This window comes from Nocardioides aurantiacus, assembly GCF_003752505.1.
Lineage (GTDB): Bacteria > Actinomycetota > Actinomycetes > Propionibacteriales > Nocardioidaceae > Marmoricola > Marmoricola aurantiacus.
The window spans coordinates 2,219,376-2,240,890 of the sequence record NZ_RKHO01000001.1 but is presented as its reverse complement, the minus strand read 5'-3'; the positions used below and the strand labels follow the sequence as shown (position 1 = coordinate 2,240,890).

Genomic DNA, 21,515 nt, shown 5'->3' with positions numbered 1-21,515 from the left:
TCCCCGGAAGGACCCACGATGCGCAGCACCATGCAGGACGTCCAGCTCACCATCGGCATGATCACCCGCCACGGCACCACCGTGCACCGGGACTCCGAGGTGGTGACCGCGACGGCCGACGGCACCCGCTCGATGTCGTACGCCGAGCTCGGCACGCGCGTCGCGCAGCTGGCCGGGGCGCTGCGCGGCCTGGGCATCGACGGTGACCAGCGCGTGGGCACCTTTATGTGGAACAACGCCGAGCACCTGCAGGCCTACCTCGCGGTGCCCTCGATGGGCGCGGTGCTGCACACCCTCAACATCCGGCTCCCCGCCGACCAGCTCGTCTACATCGCCAACCACGCCGAGGACCGCGTCGTCATCGTCGACGGCTCGCTGGTCCCGCTGCTCGCGCCTCACCTGGGGGAGATGACCACCGTCGAGCACGTGCTGGTCGCCGGCCCCGAGGCGGCCGAGGCCGACCTCGAGTCGCTGCGCGCGTCCGGCAAGCAGGTGCACGTGTACGACGCGCTGCTGGACGCCCAGCCGGACACCTTCGACTGGCCCGAGATCGACGAGCGTGACGCGGCGGCGATGTGCTACACGAGCGGCACGACGGGCAACCCCAAGGGCGTGGTCTACAGCCACCGGTCGGCGTACCTGCACTCGATGGCGATCTGGACCGGCACCGTCGCCGGGCTCGACGCCCACTCCCGCGTGCTGCCGATCGTGCCGCAGTTCCACGCCAACGCCTGGGGCCTGGTCTACGCCGCCCTGATGAGCGGCGCCTCGTTGTGCATGCCCGACCGGTGGCTGCAGGCCGAGCCGTTGTGCCGGTTCATGGCGGCCTCGAGGCCGACGGTGTCGGGCGCCGTGCCGACGGTGTGGAACGACGTGCTCGGCTACCTCGACGCCCACCCCGAGGCCAAGCCGGACTCGCTGGGGTTGATCCTGTGCGGCGGCTCGGCGGTGCCGCTGTCGCTGCAGAAGGGGCTGTGGGAGAAGCACGGCATCGAGGTGCGCCAGGCGTGGGGCATGACCGAGACCTCGCCCGTCGCCTCCGCCGGACGTCCGCCGCTCGGCGTCGAGGAGGAGACCGACGCGGCGTGGCACTACCGCGGCACCCAGGGCCGACTGCTGTGCGGCGTGGAGGGTCGGATCGTCTCCGACGCCGGCGAGGTGATGGCCACCGACGGCGCCGCGGTCGGCGAGCTGGAGGTCCGCGGGCCGTGGGTGACGGGCGCCTACTACGCGTCCGACGACCCGGAGGCGGAGGCGAAGTTCCACGACGGCTGGCTGCGCACCGGCGACGTCGGCAAGCTCGACGAGCTCGGCTTCATCACGCTCACCGACCGCTCCAAGGACGTCATCAAGTCGGGCGGGGAGTGGATCAGCTCGGTCGACCTCGAGAACGCGCTGATGGCGCACGAGGACGTCGTCGAGGCCGCCGTGGTGGCGATCCCTGACGAGAGGTGGGACGAGCGCCCGCTCGCCTCGGTCGTGGTGCGCGAGGGCGCGTCGCTGACGCCGGAGCAGTTGCGGGACTTCCTGGCCAAGGACTTCGCCAAGTGGCAGCTGCCCGACTCCTGGGCCTTCATTGACCAGGTGCCGCGCACCAGCGTCGGCAAGTTCGACAAGAAGGTCATCCGCAAGTGGTACGCCGACGGCGAGGTCGAGGTGAAGCAGGTCTGAGCCCAGGACGTGCTCAGCGCACGCCCCACGTGTAGGTCTGCTTGTGCAGCTCGAGGTAGAGGAAGGGCTGGACCGCGGTCACGCCCTCGAGGGGCTTGATCCGGGTGACCAGCTCGAGCAGGTGGGCGTCGCTGGTGCCGATCACCTCGACCAGCAGGTCGAACCCGCCGGCGGTGAGCACGACGTAGGAGACCTCGGGGATCTGCGAGACCGCCTGCGCCACGACCTTGGGAGGCACCCCGCTCACGGTGACGCCGAGCATCGCCTGGCGGGCGAACCCCATCTGCAGCGGGTCGGTGACGGCGGTGATCTGGAGCAGCCCGGCGTCCTCGAGGCGGGCCACGCGCTGCTCGACCTCGGCCTCGGTCAGCCCGAGCTCGTCGGCGATCTCGTCGTACGGTCGCCGGCCGTCACGCTGGAGCAGCCCGATGATCGCCTTGGTCGCGGGGTCCATCCGGGCCTGCGTCGGTCGCGTCGTCGTCGCCACGGCTGCTCCCTCGTGCACGAGCTCGCCCTTGATCACCTGGCGATGATCGCACCCGCCGGGCCCGGCCGACGAGGTTTCCGGGCGGTCAGTGCCCGCCGGTGAGGGGCGCCATCAGCCGGGCCAGTCGGCTGCTGCGTCCGGTGCGCTCCTCCTCGGCGTCGGCCAGCGTCATCGCCATCAGCCCGGCGTTGATGCCCAGCCAGCGCAACGGCTCGGGCTCCCAGCGACGGCTGCGGTGCTGCACCCACGGCAGGTCGACCAGGTCGCTGGCGGTGCCGGTGATCAGGTCGGCCAGCGTGCGGCCGGCCAGGTTGGTGGTCGAGACGCCGTCGCCGACGTACCCGCCCGCCCAGGCCAGCCCGGTCGCCCGGTCCAGCCCGACCGAGGCGGCCCAGTCGCGGGCGATGGCCAGCGGTCCGCCCCAGCGGTGCGTGAACCGCACCCCGGTCGCGGCGTCGCCGAGCTGGGGGAGGAGCTCGCGCAGGGTGCGCTCGAGGTCGTCGAAGACCCGCGGCTCCGCGTCGTACGACGGGTGGACGCGGCTGCCGAAGTGGTACGGCGCCCCGCGGCCGCCGAAGGCCAGCCGACCGTCGGCGGTGCGCTGGCCGTAGATGATGCGGTGCCGGCCGTCGGTGAAGGTGGGCCGGTCGTGGAGCCCGATCCGGGCCCAGGCGGCCTCGTCGAGCGGCTCGGTGGCGACCATGAGGGAGTACACCGGCACCACGGCGCGCGGCGCGAGCCGGTCGGTCCAGCCCTCGGTGGCCCGCACCACGTGGGCGGCGCGGACGGTGCCGTGGTCGGTCTCGACCCGCCCGGGGGCGATCCGGGTGGCGCGGGTCCGTTCGTGGACGCGGACACCGGCGGCCTCGACGACGCGGGCCAGCCCACGCACCAGCCGGGCCGGGTGCACGGCGGCGGTGTGCGGCGTGAAGGTGCCGCCGAGGACGCCGTCGGCGTCGAGCAGCGACCGCGCCTCACCGGCGTCCAGCAGCCGCTCGTCGTCCTCGGTGAACCCGCGCGCGTGGGCCGTGCCGACCGCCTCGCGGAGCCGCTCCAGCTGCACCGCCGAGCGGGCCAGGGTGACCGTGCCACCCCGGACGTAGTCGGCCCCGATGCCCTCCGCGGCGGCGACCCGGCCCACCTCACGGACCGTCTCCTGCATCGCCCGGTGCTGCCGCAGCGCGCCGTCGTGCCCGCCCGCGGCCACGAGCGCGTCCCAGGAGGTGGGGAACAGCGCGCTGCACCAGCCGCCGTTGCGGCCCGACGCGCCGAAGCCGGCGATCTCCTGCTCCAGCACCACCACGCGCAGCGTCGGGTCGGCCCGCACGAGGTAGTAGGCGGTCCACAGCCCGGTCAGGCCGGCGCCGACCACCACGACGTCGGCCTCGCCGCTGCCGGGGAGGGAGGCCCGGGGCACCAGCGGCTCGCCCAGGGTCGCGTGCCACAGCGAGAGGTCGGCGTAGGACGACGGGGTCGTCGGCACCTCAGCGGACGCCCCACGAGTAGGTCTGCTTGGCCAGCTTGAGATACATGAAGGTCTCCGTCGAGCGCACCCCCGGCACCGCCCGCATCCGGCGCGCGACGAGGTCGAGCAGCTCCTCGTCGCTGGCGCTGACCACCTCGCACAGCACGTCGTAGCCGCCGGCGGTCATCACCACGTAGATGATCTCGTCCATCTCCGCGAGCGCGTCCGCGACCGGCTGCACCGGTCCGTCGGTGTGGATGCCGACCATGGCCTGGCGGCCGAAGCCGAGCTGGAGCGGGTCGGTGACGGCGACGATCTGCATCACGCCGGCGTCGGTGAGCCGCTGCACCCGCTGCCGCACGGCGGCCTCGGAGAGCCCCACGGCCTTGCCGATGGCGGCGTACGAGCGCCTGCCGTCCTGCTGCAGCTGCTCGATGATCGACTTGGAGACGTCGTCGATGAGACCGTTCCCCCGGGTCACGGGCCTGTCCGTCATGGGGCCATGGTGTCGTCCGGTCGCGCCGACGGCAAGCACGTGACGCCTCATTCCGTGCTCGGAGCGCCTCGAATGTGACGTTTCCGTGGCAATCATGTGTCGCCACGACGGAATCCCTTGTCACTGGGCCTGCTGTCGTGTGAAGGTGTGCCGCGGACGACGAGGAGGACCGGGTGGCAGGCAACCGACTGGCAGGCGGTGGGGCCCAGGGCCCGCTGTCGCGTCGTACGTTCCTCAAGGGGGCGGGGGCGAGCGCCTTCGCGCTGGGCAGCGTCGCGGTGCTGCCGCTGTTCGGCACGCCCTCGGCGGTGCAGGACCCCCGCACGTGCAAGGCGGCCGACATGTCGGCCCGGGCCAAGGACCTGATCGTGTCCAACTGGCCAGCCTACATCGACCCGCCGGAGAAGGACTACGTCAGCACGCTGCAGCTGTTCGAGAAGCAGACCGGGATCACGGTCGACTACACCGACGACGTCAGCGACAACGCGGAGTTCTTCGCCAAGGTCCGCAACCAGCTCGGCGACTGCCAGGCGATCGACCGCGACATCATGGTGCTCACCGACTGGATGGCCGCCCGCGTGATCGACCTGGGCTGGGTGCAGCCGCTGGAGCGCAGCAAGGTCCAGAACCTCCACGACAACCTGATCCCCGCGCTGCGCGACCGGGCCTGGGACCCCGAGCGCACCTACTCCGCGCCGTGGCAGAGCGGTCTGACCGGCATCGCCTACAACGCCAAGCTGACCAAGGAGGTCGGCAGCTTCGAGGCGCTGCTCACCCGGCCCGACCTCAAGGGCAAGGTCACGCTGCTCTCGGAGATGCGCGACACGATGGCCTTCGTCATCAAGGTGACCGGCGGCAACCCCGACGACTTCACCGAGGACCAGTGGCAGGACGGGCTGGACTACCTGCGCAAGGTCGTGCGCGGCGGCCACGTCCGGGCCTTCACCGGCAACGAGTACATCCAGGACCTCACGGCCGGCAACATCGTGGCCTGCGAGGCGTGGTCCGGCGACGTCATCCAGGCCCAGTTCGAGAACCCCGACATCAAGTTCGTGGTGCCGGAGGAGGGGCTGAACCTCTGGAGCGACAACATGCTGGTGCCCAACAAGGCCCAGCACCAGGAGAACGCCGAGTCCTGGATCGACTTCTACTACGACCCCAAGAACGCCGCCCAGCTCGCCGCGTGGGTCAACTACATCTGTCCGGTCGAGGGGGCCCGCGAGGAGATGGAGAAGATCGACGACTCGCTGGTCGACAACCGGCTGATCTTCCCCACCGAGGAGGAGCTCGAGGACACCTTCGACTTCATGGCCCTCGACGAGCGACAGAACCAGCAGTACGAAGGAGAGTGGTCCGATGTCACAGGCGGTTGAGGCCCGGGAGGCAGACGCGAGCGACGACCGCGGGACGGGCGGCGGGCTGCACCTGCGCAGCCTGACCAAGGAGTTCGCCAGCTTCACCGCGGTGAAGTCGCTCGACCTCGACATCCCCAGCGGCTCGTTCTTCGCGCTGCTCGGTCCCTCGGGCTGCGGCAAGACCACCACGCTGCGGATGGTGGCGGGGCTGGAGACCCCGACCTCGGGCACCATCACGCTGGGGGACCGCGACATCACCTGGGAGAAGCCCTACCGGCGCCCGGTCAACACCGTGTTCCAGAACTACGCGCTCTTCCCCCACCTCGACATCTTCGAGAACATCGCCTTCGGGCTGCGGCGCCGCAAGCGCTCGGACGTGAAGCCGGCCGTGGAGCAGATGCTCGCCCTGGTCGAGCTGGAGTCGCAGGCCCGCAAGAAGCCGGCGCAGCTCTCCGGCGGCCAGCAGCAGCGCGTCGCGCTGGCCCGGGCGCTGATCAACAACCCTGAGGTGCTGCTGCTCGACGAGCCGCTCGGTGCGCTCGACCTCAAGCTGCGCCGCTCGATGCAGATCGAGATCAAGCGGATCCAGACCGAGGTCGGGCTGACCTTCGTCCACGTCACCCACGACCAGGAGGAGGCCATGACCATGGCCGACACCGTCGCGGTGATGAACGCCGGCGTGATCGAGCAGATGGGCGCCCCGGCCGAGCTCTACGAGAACCCCCGCACCACCTTCGTGGCCAACTTCCTGGGCCAGTCCAACCTCATCGAGGGCACCGTGGTCGGCCGCGAGGGCGACGTGGTCACGGTCGACATGCAGGGCACCGTCGTCTCGGTGCCGACCGCACGGGCGCACCTCGAGACCACCGCCGGCCACCGCGCGTGGGTCGGCATCCGGCCCGAGAAGGTGCTGATCGCCGAGGTCGGCGAGGTCATCGACGCCCCGGGCAACAGCATCCCGGGCGGCGTGATCAGTGACGTCAGCTTCGTGGGCGTCTCCACGCAGTACCTCGTCCGGATGCCCTGGGGCCAGGAGCTGCAGGTCTTCGAGCAGAACACCGGCCGCCGCCGGCTGTTCCGCACCGGTGAGTCGGTCGACGTCTCGTGGCGACCCGACTACGCCTTCCTGCTCGACCACGAGCAGGACGCCTCGGCGGGGATCGACCGGTCGGACCTGCCGTCGTGACCGCGACCGCGACGCGGCCCGCCGGGTCGTCGGCCGCCGCCCCCGAGCCGGCCCCGCCCGCCAAGCCGCCCCGCCGCAACCTGACCGGCTACTGGCTGCTGCTGCCGGGCGCGCTGTGGCTCGCCGTCTTCTTCGTGGTGCCGTTCTACTCGCTGCTCGCCACCAGCCTCTACGACCCCGGCGGCTCGGTGCTCGAGGGCTACGACATGTCGTGGGCGTTCGGCAACTACGTCACCGCCGTCCAGGAGTACTGGCGCCCGCTGGTCCGCTCGCTCTGGTACGGCGCGGTGGCGACCGCCATCTGCCTCGTGCTCGGCTACGTCCTGGCCTACGCCATCGCCTTCAAGGCGGGCCGCTGGAAGAACCTGATGCTGATCCTGGTGATCGCGCCGTTCTTCACCAGCTTCCTGGTGCGGACGCTGTCGTGGAAGCTGCTGCTGCGCGACGACGGCTTCGTGGTGGACACGCTCCAGTTCCTGCACGTGCTGGGCGCCGACGGCCGGCTGCTCGCCACCCCGGTCGCGGTCATCGCCGGCCTGGTCTACAACTTCCTGCCCTTCATGGTGCTGCCGCTCTACGCCAGCATCGACAAGATCGACCCGCGCCTGGTGGAGGCGGCCGGCGACCTCTACGCCCGCCCGTTCGTCGGCTTCTTCAAGGTCACCTGGCCGCTGTCGCTGCCCGGCGTCGTGTCGGGCACGCTGCTCACCTTCATCCCGGCGGTGGGCGACTACATCAACGCCCAGCTGCTCGGCAGCCCCGGCCAGCGGATGATCGGCAACGTCATCCAGAACCTGTTCACCGACGCCGGTGACTACCCCGTCGCGGGGGCGCTGTCGGTGATGCTGATGCTGCTCATCCTGGTGCTGGTCCTGGTCTACGTACGCCGCGCGGGGACGGAGGAGCTGCTGTGAACGGACCCCTCCAGCGACTCGGTCGGTGGGTCGGCTCGCACCTCGTGCTCGCCGGCGGCCTGCTCGTGCTGCTCTACATGTTCGTCCCGATCTTCGTCGTGGTCCTGATGAGCTTCAACGACCCCGACAGCCGGCTGATCTACCGCTTCGACGGCTTCACGCTGAAGAACTGGGCCGACCCGTGCGCTCCCGACGGCATGTGCGGCGCGCTGAGCCGCAGCATCCAGATCGGGTTGCTGGCCACCGTCGTGGCGACGCTGCTCGGCACGCTGATGGCCTTCGCCCTGGTGCGCCACCGCTTCCACGGCCGCAGCGCCGCCAACCTCGGCATCTTCCTGCCGATGGCCTCGCCCGAGATCGTGATGGGCTCCTCGCTGCTGGCGCTGTTCGTCGCGGCGGGCTTCGGCGGCCGGCTCGGCTTCTGGACGATCCTGATCGCCCACATCATGTTCTGCCTGTCCTTCGTGGTGGTCACCGTGCGAGCCCGGCTGGCCGGGCTCGACGACAACCTCGAGCAGGCGGCGATGGACCTCTACGCCACCGAGGTGCAGACCTTCCGGCGGGTGACGCTGCCGCTGGTGTTCCCGGGCATCCTGGGCGCCGCGCTGCTGTCGTTCTCGCTGTCCTTCGACGACTTCATCATCACCAACCTCAACGCCGGCAACACGACCACGTTCCCGATGTACGTCTGGGGCGTGGCGCAGCGCGGCGTACCGATGCAGGTCAACGTGGTGGGCACGGTGATGTTCCTGGTCTCGGTCGTCATCGTCGTGGCGGTGGAGGTACGCCGCCGCCGCCAGGAGCGGGTGCTCGCCGGGTGACCCACCACGCGGTGATCACCGACGCGCTGCGGGACGCGCGGCCGGGGGCCTACTGGCTCGACGACCCCGCCCGCCCCGAGCAGCTGCCCGGCCTCGACGGCCCGGCGGCGGCCGACCTCGTCGTCGTCGGCGGCGGCTACCTCGGCCTGTGGACCGCGCTGCGGGCCGTCGAGCGCGACCCGGGCCGCTCGGTGCTGGTGCTGGAGGCCGAGACCTGCGGCCACGCGGCGAGCGGCCGCAACGGCGGCTTCTGCGAGGCCAGCCTGACCCACGGCTTCGGCAACGGCACGTCGCGGTGGCCCGGGGAGATGTCGGAGCTGCTCGAGCTGGGCCACGAGAACCTCGACGGCATCGAGCGCACCGTGGCGGCGTACGGCATCGACTGCGACTTCGTCCGCACCGGCTCGCTCGCCATCGCGAACGAGCCCCACCAGGTGGAGTGGGCGCAGGGCGAGCACGCCGCGATGCAGTCGATGGGACTCGACGTCGCCTGGCTCGACCAGGACGCCCTGCGGGCCCGGGTGGCCACGGCCACCGGCCTGGCGGCCTTCCACGACCCGGGGTCGGCCATGCTCGAGCCGGCCCGGCTGGCGTGGGGCCTGCGCGCGGCCTGCCTGGCGCGCGGCGTACGCATCTGCGAGGGCACCCGCGTCGACGGCATCGCCTCCGCCGGCTCCGGCGTCACCCTGACGACCGCCGCCGGCCCGGTCGCGGCGCGCCACGTGGTGCTGGCGACCAACGCCTACCCGTCGCTGCTGCGGCGGCTGCGGCTGATGACGGTGCCGGTCTACGACTACGTGCTGATGACCGAGCCGCTCACGACCGCCCAGCGCGACGCCATCGGCTGGCACGGGCGCGAGGGCTACTCCGACGCGGGCAACCAGTTCATCTACGCCCGCACCACCCGCGACGGCCGGATCCTGTGGGGCGGCTACGACGCGGTCTACCACTACGGGAGCGGCATCCGGCCGGCGTACGAGCACCGCGCGGCGACGTACGAGACCCTCGCGGAGCGGTTCTTCACCGTCTTCCCCCAGCTCGCCGGCCGCGACGCCGTCGACGGGGGAGTGCGCTTCAGCCACCGCTGGGGCGGCGTCATCGACACCTGCACCCGCTTCGCGGCGTTCTACGGCACCGCGATGAAGGGCCGGGTCGCGTACGCCGCCGGCTTCACCGGACTCGGCGTCGGTGCCACCCGCTTCGCCGGCGACGTCGTCCTCGACCTCCTCGGCGACCTCGACACCCCCCGCACCCGCCTCGAGATGGTCCGCACCAAGCCCGTCCCGTTCCCTCCAGAGCCCATCCGCTGGGCCGGCATCGAGGCCACCCGCCGCTCGCTCGCTGCCGCCGACGCCAACGGCGGCCGGGAGAACCTGTGGCTCAGGGCCACGGGGGCGTTGGGGCTGGGCTTCGACAGCTGAGGTCGCACGGGCGCGAGGAACCTCTGCAGTTGATAGTCCGCCCTCACGGGCGGGTTACGGTCAGCGGAATCGCAAGTCCTCGCCGTAGGCTGCCTTCGTGAGTAACGCACCCATCGAGCATCGCGAGCCACGTCTGACTTTCGTAGCGCTAGAAATCACGAACTTCTTGTCGTACAAGCACGCCCGATTTGAGTTTGGCGAGTTGGTCGCGCTGGTTGGGCCGAACGCAAGCGGAAAGTCCAACCTTGTGTCGGCGATCAAACTGCTGCGGGAGATCCCGATTCATGGTCTTCCCATCGCGCTAGTGCGTCGAGGCGGGTTCGATCAACTGCGTCACCGTAGCCAGGGGCGACCTAACGATCCGTCGCTCCGCGTTGAATTCCGCTTAACCGACAAGTCGGAAGTATCTTTCTACGAAATTCGCCTTGGAGCCGTCAGTCCTCGTTCATATAGGGTGAAGAAAGAATCGGCGGAACTCTACGGCGTGGATGGCGGCAAGTACTCTTTCGAGAGCGACGGCAAACGTGTCTTGTTCACCGAGCCTGAATTCTTGCTCGATGGTCCATCCAATGTGAGAGAGTTTCCTGTCCCGCCTGGTCAAAGCGCACTAGCGTCAGGCGGGTACGCGGGCTACATCGTGTACGAAACGCTGCAGCGTATGCAAACGGTTGAGATAAACCCAGCCGTAGTCGGCGATCTGCAAGATCCTTCGTCAACCGCTGAGTTCGAGCCTGATGGTTCGAACGCGACCAGCGTGTTTGAACTGCTGACGCCAGCGGTTCGTTCCGACCTGGTCGACGAGCTGGCAGCAATCGTTCCTGGGATCGCCAAAATTGACGTTCAGCGTCTGGCGGATAAACAAACCTTCCGCTTCGCTCAGACCAGTCAGGGCAAGGACCGCCTGTTCTCGGCCAAGCAGATGTCAGACGGGACTCTGCGTGCATTCAGCATCTTGCTTGCGCTTAAGCAGCCGCGACATCCCGCCCTCTTTGTGATCGAGGAGCCGGAGGTAGCAATTCATCTCGGCGCTCTACGTACCATGATCGATATCTTCACCCAGGAGAGTGAGGGATCACAAATTGTAATCACAACCCATAGCGCCGATATTGTCGACGCAGTACCCATTGAATCGCTACGGGTGGTTTGGAGTGAGAACGGCGAGTCCCATGTCGGGCATGTTGCGGATCACTCAGTGACAACGGTCCGCAGTGGGCTGATAACGCAGGGGGAGTTGCTTCGAACCGACTCGCTCGATGTCGCGGAAACCTCGTGACCGCGAAACCTACTGACCCGCACATTGGGCTGGTCGTGGAAGGGGCGGGTGATCGTGGCGCACTGCCGGTGTTGCTGCGTATGCATCTGGCTAGCGCCGCAGATTTCCGAGACATCCTTGGGAAGCCTGTTCCGGCTCACGGACGCGAGAAGGCGATCGCTGAAGGTGGGTTAGAAGGATACGTTGTCACGGCCGGGCTGCGGCCAGGTTGCGTCGGCGTGCTGGTGGTTCTCGATGGTGAGGGTGATTGCGTTGCCGAATTGGGCCCCAATTTGCTCAGCCGAGCGGCCGAGGTGATCGGCAAGCCTGTGAGAATCGCTCTCGCTGACGTCGATTTTGAGTCGTGGATCTATGCGTCAGCTGAATCGTTGCAACTAGACCTAACGTATTCTGAGGGTGTCAATGGGCAGGGCGCTATCAAGGGTGCCCTCAAGCCGCAAAAGTACGTAAAGCCAACATGGCAGCCGCGGTTGGCAAGTCGTATCGACCTCGCGCTTGCAAGGGAGCGCAGTGCCAGCCTTGCTCGGGTGCTGGATCGGTTCGATGAGTTGCTGTCGCTCCTGCCGCAGTCTTGACTTGAAATGGCAACGTACTCGGGTGAGGGGCCTGTCGGGCGAGGTGTTGTCGCGCCGGGGAGGGGGGCCGCTTCTCGGGTCGCAGGGGCCCGCGCGTACGACGTAGGAGCACGGGTGGGGTGCGATGGGGCCCCACCCGGCGCGACGATGCCGGTCCAGCGACAAGACAGGCTTGTGGTTCGTCGGGTTTGGGTGGCATCCCTTGCTCACCGACCTGCGGGGTCGAGTCTTTGACTCGGCTGGCACTCCTGGGCCTGGTGGGCCGTCCTACTTGGCAAGACACGAAGTTCCGCACGGGCCAGAGGCGCCTTACCAGTAGATACACGAGATGAATTTCCCTCTGAACTGCTGGGGAAGACGGCTAGGGCCCCGTCCGGTGTATTGGGTCTAGGCGTTCGATCACCTACCGACGCGGCACACCGATACCCCGGGCGGCGCGACGTTCCAGGTCGGCGTCCGTTCCACGGTGTTCCTGATGTCGCGCACCATCGATCCCACACGTGTCCTCCTCGCTGGGTGCGTGGGCTTTGCTGAACGGACCCGTCCCGATGCGGGCTGGTCCCTCTCGCTCTGCCCGGGGGGCCCCGTTCGTGCCGTCCTACTGTCCGCAGCGCACCTAAGTGCCGTGCACTGCCCTGCGCCTCTCACTCCCGCCGGTGGAACCTGACCGACCCGTCGGGCATCCGTTCGTGACGGAATGCCGGGTCGTGGACGCGACGGTGGTGGTGGCCGCAGAGGAGGCGGAGGTTGTGCTGGTCGGTGGCGCCGCCCTCGGACCAGGGGACGTCGTGGTGGAGGTGGCACAGCGCAGGTGGGGCGTCGCAGCCCTGGGCGGTGCAGTGGCCGTCGCGCAGCTGGGCGGCGATGCGCTGGTGCTTGCTGGCGTAGCGGCGCTCGCGGCCGAGGTCGAGCGGGACCGAGGTGCCGCCCAGCACCGCCGGGACGATGCCCGCGCCACAGGCCAGGCGGCGGGCCTCGGCGGCGGTGATGCGGCCACCGGTGTCCAGGGTGGCGACGCCGGCGTCCTCGAGGCGACCCAGCAGCTGGTCCAGCGTCATCGTCACCACGACGGTGGCGCCGACCCCGCCGGCGGTGGGCAGGGAGTCGGCGGGGATGCGCTCGATCAGCTCGGTGAACGCCACGCCGTGGCGGACCGACAGCGGGGCGTCGTCGACGTCGGCTGCGGGTGGGTCGGGCCGGACCGGCGAGGCGAGGGTGTGGATCATCTTGGCGAGCATCTGGCCGTGACGGGCGGGGATGCGGAACCGGCCGTGGCAGGTGCCCTGGTCGTCCTCGCGCATCGTCAACGTCGTACGCCGGGCCGCAGCCTGCTCCTCGGCCTCGAGCAGCCGGCCCTCGATCTCCTCGGCCCGGTCGGGCGCGACGACCTCGAACAGCCGCCGCCCGAGCACCCGCAGCATCGTGGCGTCGTGCTCCTGGGCCTGCATGATCAACCACACCTCGGCGTCGATGCGGTCCTCGACGGTCACGGCGAGGTCGCCGGTGGTGGGCAGCAGGTCCACCGCCGCGACGATGACGCGGGCCTGCTCGGTGGTGACCCAGCCGTGGCCGTAGGCGTCGCGCAGCGGGCCGTGCTCCTCCAGCGCGCGGGCGAGCCGCAGCTCGGAGCGTGCCCCGGCGCGGGTCTGCCGGGTCTCGGTCGCGACCCAGTCGGCGGCCGAGCGGGCGCCGGTGTCCGCGGTGACGCCGGAGCGGTCGGCCTCGGCCAGGACGGCCAGCCGCAGCGAGTCGAGCTGGGCCTGGGCGACGGCGAGCTCGGTGAGGACGTTGCGCTGCTCGACCGGGGTCATTGCCCACACCGGCCGGGCGGTGGGCCGGTCGAGGTCGTCGAGCCGCGAGCGCAACCGGTCGACGAAGTCGGCGACCGGGTGGGCCGTCGTCGTCTCGCCGCCGGAGGTGCTCATGGATCCATCCAAGCACCGACCACCGACAACCCGCGGAGGTCAGGAACCGCCCTGACCTGCGGTTTCGTCCACAGGAGGGGGCCGGGACAACACCGGCGAACCGGGGCAGTGGTCAGCCCTCAGGGCTGAGCCGGAGTCGGGCCTACAGACCCGTCAGCTTGGGGTACGGGCTGGTGATCCGCAGCCGACGCCCCGCGAAGTCGACCGTGACGGCCTCCGCCTCGACGCTCACGATGCGACCCAGGCCGTAGGTGTCGTGGGTGACCCGGTCGTCGAGCTCGAAGACCTCGATCACCGGCTCCACGGGAGCGGCGAAGGGGCTGTTGGGCAGGTGGCGGCGACGTGCGGGCGAAGGAGACATCCCCTCCAGTATGCGGGTCGGACGCCTGTCACACCGCATCGTGCAGGGCTTACGGCGTACGGGCTCAACCCGGCAGCTCGAACTGGATCCGCTGGATCGAGGTGGGGATCGGGGCGAACCGCTCGAGCAGCCCGAGGTCCTGCCCCGCCACGACGCCGACCCGACGACCGTCGATCTCGAAGGAGCGCAGCGCGCCGAGCGTCGCCTCCACCTGCTCCGGGGAGACACCTTCACGGACCACCCGACGACGACGTCCCGGATCATGGCGCGAGTCTGCCCCCTGACCGCTCTTCCGTGGGAGCATCCCGAGGTGCGCCGACTCGCCGTGTCCACCCTCGCCCTGTTCGTGGCGCTCGGCGCCGGGAGCCTCGTCTTCGGGCTGGTCGCCCCTGACGACGACCTGGACATCGGGGACGAGGTGGTCCAGGTGATCAGCACCAACCAGGACGAGGACCGCGAGACGGTCTGGGTCAGCCCGGCCCGAGCGGACCGGTGGGTCGGGGGCGAGGCCCCCACCCGCCGGGAGGCAGACCAGCGCTACGGCGTCGGCAACGACGACCTCGCCCCCATCGTCCGCCGCTACGACGCCCGGGCGGCTGAGGCGCTCGGCGAGGAGGACTCGACGCGGGACGCGGCCGACGGGGACTGCCGCTACTGGCCGGTCGTGGAGGCGGGCGGGTCCGCCGAGGACCTCGAGGGCGTGGTGCGCCTGTGCTACGGGAGCGACCGTCCGGGGTCGCGGCCGAAGGACGTCGCCTACCGCGGCGTCGACCCAGGCTGAGGGGCCCCTCGTCGCCCCTCAGCAGCAGCGCTGCTGCGTGCCGTTCTCGCGGTGGTCGTCGCGGTGACGCTCGAAGGCCCGGCGGCTCATCGGCTCGGTGCCCTCGCGGGCGCAGCGGGCGACGTACTGGTCCCACTTGGCCTCGCCGCTGAGCTCGCGGGCGTACCACCGCACCCCGGCCAGGGCCCGCCGGAGCGGACCCTGACCGGACGGTGCGAGGGGTGCGGTCACCGGTGGTGGCCTCCGCCGACCGGCTCGCCGCGGGAGGCCTCCCAGTCGGCGACGGCCTTCTTCTCCTCCGCCGTGGCGAAGAAGTCGGCGGGCGCGACGACCTCGGAGGGCGTGTGCGGCACCTCGGTGGTCGGCAGCGTGCCGGCCCGGGCCGCCTTGACCCAGATGACGACCGCGTTGGCCAGGATCACCAGCACCAGCAGGGCGAAGCTCGCCTGCAGGACGCCGTTGACCGTGGAGTTGGTGATGACGGTGTTCATCTGCGCGACGTCGGTGGCCGGGGCCAGGACCTCGCCCGCCTCGCGGGCGGTGCGGTAGCGGTCGGCCTGGGCGAAGTAGCCGATGGCGGGGTTGTCGGAGAACACCTTCTGGTAGCTCGCGGTCATCGTGACCACGAGGTCCCAGGCCAGCGGGACGGCCGGAACCCAGACGTACTTCCACCAGCCGTGCTTGCAGAACAGCGTCACGCACAGGATCAGCGCGATCGCCGCGAGCAGCTGGTTGGCGATGCCGAACAGCGGGAACAGCTGGTTGATGCCGCCGAGCGGGTCGGTGACGCCGACGTAGAGCATGTAGCCCCAGGCGCCGACCGTGATGGCCGAGGCGATCCAGGCGGCGGGACGCCACGAGGTGTCACCGAACTTGGGCCACACGTTGCCGATGGTGTCCTGCAGCATGAAGCGGCCCACGCGGGTGCCGGCGTCGACGGCGGTGAGGATGAACAGCGCCTCGAACATGATCGCGAAGTGGTACCAGAACGCTGCCAGGCCGCCGCCGAAGGCGCTGCTGAAGATCTGCGAGATGCCGAAGGCCAGGGTCGGGGCGCCACCGGTGCGCGAGACCAGCTCCTCCTCGACGCTCGCCGAGAAGGCGGTGAGCTGGTCGGGGGTGATCGAGTAGCCGAGGGTGCCGACGAACTCGGCTGCGCCCTCGACGGTGCCGCCGGTGACGCCGGCGGGGGAGTTCATCGCGAAGTAGAGGCCCTGGTCGATGACGCAGGCCGCGATCAGCGCGGAGATGGCGACGAACGACTCCATCAGCATGCCGCCGTAGCCGACCATCCGGACGTGGCTCTCCTTGGCCAGCATCTTGGGCGTGGTGCCCGAGGAGATCAGCGCGTGGAAGCCCGACAGCGCGCCGCAGGCGATGGTGATGAACAGGAACGGGAACAGCGAGCCGGCGAAGACCGGGCCGTTGCCCTCGATCGCGAACGACGTCACGGCGTCGGTCTGCAGCACCGGGCGGGCCAGGATCATGCCCACGGCGAGCAGCACGATGACGCCGACCTTCATGAAGGTCGAGAGGTAGTCACGCGGGGTGAGCAGCATCCACACGGGCAGGATCGAGGCGACGAAGCCGTAGGCCACCAGCAGGATCGTCAGGGTCTCCTTGGACAGCGTCAGGGTCTCGCCCAGCGCGGAGCCGTCGACGACGCCGCCCAGGATGATCGCGGCCAGGAGCAGCACGACGCCGACGGCGGTGACCTCCATGACGCGGCCGGGGCGGATGAAGCGCAGGTAGAAGCCCATGAACAGCGCGATCGGGATGGTGAGGCCGATCGAGGTGACCGCCCAGGGCGACTCGGCCATCGCGTTGACCACGACCAGGGCGAGCACCGCCAGCAGGATGATCATGATCGCGAAGACCGCGATCAGGGCGGCGACGCCGCCGACCAGGCCGATCTCCTCGCGGATCATCTGACCCAGGCTCTTGGCGTCGCGACGCATCGAGAAGAACATCGTGACCATGTCCTGGACGCAGCCGGCGAAGATGACGCCGACGATGATCCACACCGTGCCGGGCAGGTAGCCCATCTGCGCCGCGAGGACCGGGCCGACGAGCGGACCGGCGCCGGCGATGGCCGCGAAGTGGTGGCCGTAGAGCACCCGACGGTCGGTCACCTCGAAGTCGGTGCCGTTCTCGAGCCGCTCGGCCGGCGTGGCGCGGGTGTCGTCGAGCCGCAGCACCCGGCGGGCGATGAACCGCGAGTAGAAGCGGTAGGCGATGGCGTACGACGACAGGGCCGCGAACAGGATCCAGAGCGCCGACACCTCCTCGCCCCGGCTCAGGGCCAGGACCGCCCAGCAGGTGGCGCCGACGAGGGCGACGACCGTCCAGATCGCGATCGACTTGGGCGAGGGTCGGCGGCTGCGCTCGGGCGGTGGCCCGTCGGCGCGACGCGTGGTGGTGGACGTGGACATGGGGTGCCTCCCGGTGGCGGACCGCTGTGAGCGGGGCCAGGGTAACGCCGGGTGACCGTCGTCACGTCGTACGCCGGCCGGGGCGGCCGGATCGTTGGGCGACCGAGACCTAGAGCCGGCTCCAGGCCTCGGTCAGCACCGAGCGCAGCGTCGACTCGATCTCGTCGAAGTGCGACTGGTCGCAGACCAGCGGGGGAGCGAGCTGCACGACCGGGTCGCCGCGGTCGTCGGCGCGGCAGTAGAGCCCGGCCTCGAACAGCGCTCCGGAGAGGAACCCGCGGAGCAGGCGCTCGGACTCGGCGTCGGTGAAGGTCTCCTTGGTCGCCTTGTCCTTGACCAGCTCGATGCCGTAGAAGAACCCGTCGCCGCGGACGTCGCCCACGATCGGCAGGTCGTTCAGCTTCTCCAGCGTCGCGCGCAGGTCGCCCTCGGTGGCGAGGACGTGCTCGTTGAGCTGCTCGCGCTCGAAGATGTCGAGGTTGGCCATCGCGACCGCGGTCGAGACGGGGTGGCCCCCGAAGGTGTAGCCGTGGGCGAAGGAGGTGTCGCCCTTGCCGAACGGCTCGAACAGCCGGTCGGTGGCGATCATCGCGCCGAGCGGGGAGTAGCCCGAGGTGAGGCCCTTGGCGCAGGTGATGATGTCGGGCTGGTAGCCGTAGCGCTCGGCCGCGAACATGTGGCCGAGGCGGCCGAAGGCGCAGATCACCTCGTCGCTGACCAGCAGCACGTCGTACTCGTCGCAGATCTCGCGCACCCGCTGGAAGTAGCCGGGCGGGGGCGGGAAGCAGCCGCCGGAGTTCTGCACCGGCTCCAGGAACACCGCGGCCACGGTGTCGGGGCCCTCGAACTCGATCGCCTCGGCGATCCGGTCGGCGCACCAGCGGCCGAACCGCTCGGCGTCGTGCGGGTCGCCGAGGTAGGAGGTCTCCTCGGCGCGGTAGAGGTTGGTGTTGGGCACCCGGAAGGTCGAGGGCACCAGCGGCTCGAAGGGCGCCTTCATGCCCGGCAGGCCGGTGATCGACAGCGCGCCCTGCGGGGTGCCGTGGTAGGCGATGGCCCGGCTGATCACCTTGTGCTTGGTGGGCTTGCCGGTCAGCTTGAAGTACTGCTTGGCCAGCTTCCACGCCGACTCCACGGCTTCGCCGCCGCCGGTGGTGAAGAAGACGCGGTTGAGGTCGCCCGGGGCGTACGCCGCCACGCGCGCCGCCAGGTCGATGGCGCTGGGGTGGGCGTAGGACCAGAGCGGGAAGAAGGCCAGCTCGGCCGCCTGCTTGGCCGCGGCCTCCGCGAGCTCGGTGCGGCCGTGGCCGGCCTGCACGACGAAGAGGCCGGCGAGGCCGTCGAGGTACTTCTTGCCGTGGGCGTCCCAGACGTAGGCGCCGTCACCGCGGACGATCGTCGGCACCTCGTGGGTGTCGTAGGTCGAGTGGCGCGTGAAGTGCATCCACAGGTGGTCCTTGGCAGCCTGCTGGCGCGCCGCGTCGGTCAGGGGCTGGTCCATCGCTCCAGTCTGCCTCCCGTACGCCGGTGCTGGCAATCGAAATCACGGTGAACGCCTGTATTTTCGACCGGATCCATGCCCAAGATGCCTCCAGACCTACCGAATCCGTTGTCCCGTCACTACTCTGCCTCCATGGCTGACACCCACCCCGGCACCCGATTCCGCAACGTCGTGAACGGCGAGCTCGTCGACGCCGCGTCCGGCGAGACCTACGACGTCGTCGACCCGACCACGGGCGAGACCTACGCGACCGCACCGAGGTCGGGTGCGGAGGACCTCGACCGGGCGTACGCCGCGGCGGACGCGGCCTTCGAGGGCTGGGGGTACGCCACCCCGCAGGAGCGCTCCCACCGGCTGCTCGACCTCGCCCGCGCCATCGAGGACCGGATCGAGGAGATCAACGCCGTCGAGTGCAAGGACACCGGCAAGCCGCTCCAGGTCACGATGGAGGAGGAGATGCCCTACGCCTCGGACCACTTCAAGTTCTTCGCCGGGGCCGCGCGGACGCTCAACGGCATCTCCGCCGGCGAGTACCTCCCCGACCACACCTCCTGGGTGCGCCGCGAGCCGATCGGCGTCGTCGGCCAGGTCACCCCGTGGAACTACCCGCTGCTGATGATGATCTGGAAGGTCGCCCCCGCGCTGGCCGCCGGCAACACCGTCGTGCTCAAGCCCTCGGACACCACCCCGGCCTCCTCCACGCTGCTCGCCGAGATCGCGGCCGGGATCCTGCCGCCCGGCGTCCTCAACGTGGTCTGCGGCGACCGCGACACCGGCCGCGCGCTGGTGGAGCACCCGACCCCGCAGATGGTCGCCATCACCGGCTCCGTGCGAGCCGGCATGCAGGTCGCGGAGTCCGCCTCGCGCGACCTCAAGCGGGTGCACCTCGAGCTCGGCGGCAAGGCCCCGGTCGTGGTCTTCGACGACGCCGACGTCACCGCGGCCGCCGAGGGCATCGCCGGCGCCGGACTCTTCAACGCCGGCCAGGACTGCACCGCCGCCACCCGCGTGCTGGTGCAGGCCGGCATCCACGACGAGTTCGTGGCCGCGCTGGCCGAGGCCGCGCAGGGGATGCCGACCGGTCAGCCCGACGCCGAGGGCACCTACTACGGCCCGCTCAACAACGAGAACCAGCTGGCCCACGTCACCGGCATGGTCGACCGGCTGCCCGACCACGCCCGCGTCGTCACCGGCGGCACCCGCCACGGCGACCGCGGCTACTTCTACGACCCGACCGTGCTCTCGGGGCTGCAACAGACCGACGAGCAGGTGCAGAGCGAGATCTTCGGGCCCGTGATGACCGTGCAGCGGTTCTCCGACGAGGCCGAGGCGCTGCGGTGGGCCAACGACGTGAAGTACGGCCTGGCCTCCTCGGTCTGGACCCGCGACCACGCCCGCGCGCTGCGCGTCTCGCGCCGCCTCGACTTCGGGGCGGTCTGGATCAACACCCACATCCCGTTCGTCAGCGAGATGCCGCACGGCGGCTTCAAGCACTCCGGCTACGGCAAGGACCTCTCGATGTACGGCTTCGAGGACTACACCCGGATCAAGCACGTCATGAGCTACACCGGTGAGTGAGCGCGCGCCGATGCGGATCCTGCTCGTCGGAGCGGGGGGAGTGGGGTCGGCGTTCACCGCGATCGCGGCCCGGCGCGACTTCTTCGAGCTGTGCGTGGTCAGCGACCACGCCGCCGAGCGGGCCGAGAAGGCGGTGGCCGCGCTGGGGGACGCGCGCTTCGTGGCCGACCGGGTGGACGCCTCGGACCCCGCCGAGGTCGCCGAGCTCGTACGCCGGCACGCGATCACCCACGTGATGAACGCCGTCGACCCGGTCTTCACCATGCCGGTCTTCGAGGGGGCGGCCGCCGCCGGCGCCGACTACCTCGACATGGCGATGAGCCTGTCGCGCCCCCATCCGCAGCACCCCCACGAGCAGACCGGGATCAAGCTCGGCGACGAGCAGTTCGCCGTGGCCGACCAGTGGGAGCGCGACGGCCGGCTGGCCCTGGTCGGGATCGGGGTCGAGCCCGGTCTCTCCGACGTGTTCGCGCGCTACGCCGCGGACCACCTGTTCCGCGAGATCGACGAGCTCGGCACCCGCGACGGCGCCAACCTGGTGGTGACCGACGACGAGGGTCGGGAGGTCTTCGCGCCGTCGTTCTCGATGTGGACCACGATCGAGGAGTGCCTCAACCCGCCGGTGGTGTGGGAGCGCGACCGCGGCTGGTTCACCACGCCGCCGTTCAGCGAGCCGGAGGTCTTCGACTTCCCCGAGGGCATCGGTCCCGTCGAGTGCGTCAACGTCGAGCACGAGGAGGTGCTGCTGATGCCGCGCTGGGTCGAGGCCCAGCGGGTGACGTTCAAGTACGGCCTCGGCGAGGAGTTCATCTCGATCCTGCGCGCGCTGCACACCCTCGGGCTGGACCGCACCGAGCCGGTCCGGGTCAAGGGCGTCACGGTCTCCCCGCGCGACGTCGTGGCCGCGGTGCTGCCCGACCCGGCCACGATCGGGCCCCGGATGACCGGCAAGACCTGCGCCGGGCTGCACGTGACCGGCACCGGTCTCGACGGCCGGCCGCGGTCGACGTACCTCTACCAGGTCGTGGACAACGCCTGGTCGATGCAGGAGTACGGCCACCAGTGCGTGGTCTGGCAGACCGCGGTCAACCCCGTGGTGGCGCTCGAGCTGCTCAGCCGCGGCACCTGGCAGGGCACCGGGGTGCTCGGTCCCGAGGCCTTCGACGCGGTGCCGTTCCTCGACCTGCTCACCGAGTACGGCGCCCCGTGGGGCCAGCGCGACGACGAGCTCGAGGAGACCGACGCCCCGGCGCAGGCGGTCTGAGCGGCGTCG

The 21,515-nt window shown here is 70.2% G+C and carries 20 protein-coding genes; 11 read left to right on the top strand and 9 right to left on the bottom strand.

Going from position 1 to position 21,515, the window contains the following annotated elements:
• The first annotated feature begins 18 nt into the window (after positions 1 to 18).
• The gene (locus EDD33_RS10755; protein ID WP_123390759.1) at positions 19 to 1,671 is read left to right on the top strand and encodes a fatty acid--CoA ligase; all 1,653 of its coding nucleotides are present in this window, start codon (positions 19 to 21) and stop codon (positions 1,669 to 1,671) included.
• Positions 1,672 to 1,684: 13 nt separating this feature from the next.
• Here EDD33_RS10755 and EDD33_RS10750 read toward each other — a convergent pair whose 3' ends face one another.
• Genes EDD33_RS10750 through EDD33_RS10740 form a run of 3 tightly spaced genes read right to left on the bottom strand, consistent with a single transcriptional unit; the run spans position 1,685 to position 4,119 of the window.
• Complete coding sequence (locus EDD33_RS10750) at positions 1,685 to 2,194, bottom strand: Lrp/AsnC family transcriptional regulator (protein ID WP_246003467.1); 510 nt, start codon at positions 2,192 to 2,194, stop codon at positions 1,685 to 1,687.
• Between the two features lie 49 nt (positions 2,195 to 2,243).
• A complete protein-coding gene (locus EDD33_RS10745) occupies positions 2,244 to 3,641 on the bottom strand; it encodes an NAD(P)/FAD-dependent oxidoreductase (protein ID WP_123390757.1) in 1,398 nt (465 codons plus the stop codon).
• A gap of 1 nt (position 3,642) precedes the next feature.
• The gene (locus EDD33_RS10740; protein WP_123390755.1) at positions 3,643 to 4,119 is read right to left on the bottom strand and encodes an Lrp/AsnC family transcriptional regulator; all 477 of its coding nucleotides are present in this window, start codon (positions 4,117 to 4,119) and stop codon (positions 3,643 to 3,645) included.
• A 173-nt stretch (positions 4,120 to 4,292) separates the two neighbouring features.
• Here EDD33_RS10740 and EDD33_RS10735 point away from each other — a divergent pair, with 173 nt between their 5' ends.
• The 7 genes from EDD33_RS10735 to EDD33_RS19775 all read left to right on the top strand — a co-directional run bounded on the left by EDD33_RS10735 (position 4,293) and on the right by EDD33_RS19775 (position 11,664).
• Positions 4,293 to 5,492 (top strand): ABC transporter substrate-binding protein, encoded by a 1,200-nt coding sequence (locus tag EDD33_RS10735; RefSeq protein ID WP_246003466.1) that lies wholly within the window; start codon positions 4,293 to 4,295, stop codon positions 5,490 to 5,492.
• Positions 5,476 to 6,660, top strand: coding sequence for an ABC transporter ATP-binding protein (locus tag EDD33_RS10730; RefSeq protein ID WP_123390754.1), 1,185 nt, complete (start codon positions 5,476 to 5,478; stop codon positions 6,658 to 6,660). Before EDD33_RS10735 ends, EDD33_RS10730 begins: the two co-directional genes overlap by 17 nt.
• Positions 6,657 to 7,574, top strand: a complete 918-nt coding sequence (locus tag EDD33_RS10725) for an ABC transporter permease (RefSeq protein WP_123390752.1) — start codon at positions 6,657 to 6,659, stop codon at positions 7,572 to 7,574. Before EDD33_RS10730 ends, EDD33_RS10725 begins: the two co-directional genes overlap by 4 nt.
• Positions 7,571 to 8,395: an ABC transporter permease gene (locus tag EDD33_RS10720; RefSeq protein WP_246003465.1), complete on the top strand. Its 825-nt coding sequence runs from the start codon at positions 7,571 to 7,573 to the stop codon at positions 8,393 to 8,395. Before EDD33_RS10725 ends, EDD33_RS10720 begins: the two co-directional genes overlap by 4 nt.
• On the top strand, positions 8,392 to 9,816 hold the full coding sequence (locus EDD33_RS10715) for an NAD(P)/FAD-dependent oxidoreductase (RefSeq protein ID WP_123390750.1): 1,425 nt from the start codon (positions 8,392 to 8,394) through the stop codon (positions 9,814 to 9,816). The genes EDD33_RS10720 and EDD33_RS10715 overlap by 4 nt, the downstream gene beginning before the upstream one ends.
• 97 nt (positions 9,817 to 9,913) lie before the next feature.
• The gene (locus EDD33_RS10710; protein WP_123390749.1) at positions 9,914 to 11,089 is read left to right on the top strand and encodes an AAA family ATPase; all 1,176 of its coding nucleotides are present in this window, start codon (positions 9,914 to 9,916) and stop codon (positions 11,087 to 11,089) included.
• On the top strand, positions 11,086 to 11,664 hold the full coding sequence (locus EDD33_RS19775) for a hypothetical protein (protein WP_148077054.1): 579 nt from the start codon (positions 11,086 to 11,088) through the stop codon (positions 11,662 to 11,664). The genes EDD33_RS10710 and EDD33_RS19775 overlap by 4 nt, the downstream gene beginning before the upstream one ends.
• 644 nt (positions 11,665 to 12,308) lie before the next feature.
• On the opposite strand, the gene EDD33_RS10705 is transcribed toward EDD33_RS19775, so the two are convergent.
• The 3 genes from EDD33_RS10705 to EDD33_RS20000 all read right to left on the bottom strand — a co-directional run bounded on the left by EDD33_RS10705 (position 12,309) and on the right by EDD33_RS20000 (position 14,191).
• On the bottom strand, positions 12,309 to 13,589 hold the full coding sequence (locus EDD33_RS10705; protein ID WP_123390747.1) for an HNH endonuclease signature motif containing protein: 1,281 nt from the start codon (positions 13,587 to 13,589) through the stop codon (positions 12,309 to 12,311).
• A 142-nt stretch (positions 13,590 to 13,731) separates the two neighbouring features.
• Complete coding sequence (locus EDD33_RS10700) at positions 13,732 to 13,950, bottom strand: hypothetical protein (RefSeq protein WP_123390745.1); 219 nt, start codon at positions 13,948 to 13,950, stop codon at positions 13,732 to 13,734.
• Between the two features lie 64 nt (positions 13,951 to 14,014).
• Complete coding sequence (locus tag EDD33_RS20000; protein WP_170169784.1) at positions 14,015 to 14,191, bottom strand: hypothetical protein; 177 nt, start codon at positions 14,189 to 14,191, stop codon at positions 14,015 to 14,017.
• Between the two features lie 69 nt (positions 14,192 to 14,260).
• Between EDD33_RS20000 and EDD33_RS10695 the strand changes: the two genes are divergently transcribed.
• Positions 14,261 to 14,731, top strand: coding sequence for a hypothetical protein (locus tag EDD33_RS10695; RefSeq protein WP_148077053.1), 471 nt, complete (start codon positions 14,261 to 14,263; stop codon positions 14,729 to 14,731).
• Positions 14,732 to 14,749: 18 nt separating this feature from the next.
• Here the strand turns inward: EDD33_RS10695 and EDD33_RS10690 are convergent, their stop codons facing one another.
• The 3 genes from EDD33_RS10690 to EDD33_RS10680 all read right to left on the bottom strand — a co-directional run bounded on the left by EDD33_RS10690 (position 14,750) and on the right by EDD33_RS10680 (position 18,664).
• Positions 14,750 to 14,962, bottom strand: coding sequence for a YbdD/YjiX family protein (locus tag EDD33_RS10690; protein ID WP_123390742.1), 213 nt, complete (start codon positions 14,960 to 14,962; stop codon positions 14,750 to 14,752).
• The gene (locus EDD33_RS10685) at positions 14,959 to 17,163 is read right to left on the bottom strand and encodes a carbon starvation CstA family protein (protein WP_123390740.1); all 2,205 of its coding nucleotides are present in this window, start codon (positions 17,161 to 17,163) and stop codon (positions 14,959 to 14,961) included. Before EDD33_RS10685 ends, EDD33_RS10690 begins: the two co-directional genes overlap by 4 nt.
• A 109-nt stretch (positions 17,164 to 17,272) precedes the next feature.
• Complete coding sequence (locus EDD33_RS10680; RefSeq protein WP_123390739.1) at positions 17,273 to 18,664, bottom strand: aspartate aminotransferase family protein; 1,392 nt, start codon at positions 18,662 to 18,664, stop codon at positions 17,273 to 17,275.
• A 132-nt stretch (positions 18,665 to 18,796) separates the two neighbouring features.
• On the opposite strand from EDD33_RS10680, the gene EDD33_RS10675 reads away from it, so the two are divergent.
• Together EDD33_RS10675 and EDD33_RS10670 are read left to right on the top strand one after the other, a co-directional pair.
• A complete protein-coding gene (locus tag EDD33_RS10675; protein WP_123390737.1) occupies positions 18,797 to 20,242 on the top strand; it encodes a gamma-aminobutyraldehyde dehydrogenase in 1,446 nt (481 codons plus the stop codon).
• Positions 20,235 to 21,506 carry a saccharopine dehydrogenase family protein gene (locus tag EDD33_RS10670; protein ID WP_246003464.1) on the top strand — a complete coding sequence of 424 codons (1,272 nt, stop codon included), beginning with the start codon at positions 20,235 to 20,237 and terminating at the stop codon, positions 21,504 to 21,506. Before EDD33_RS10675 ends, EDD33_RS10670 begins: the two co-directional genes overlap by 8 nt.
• The last annotated feature ends 9 nt before the right edge of the window (positions 21,507 to 21,515 follow it).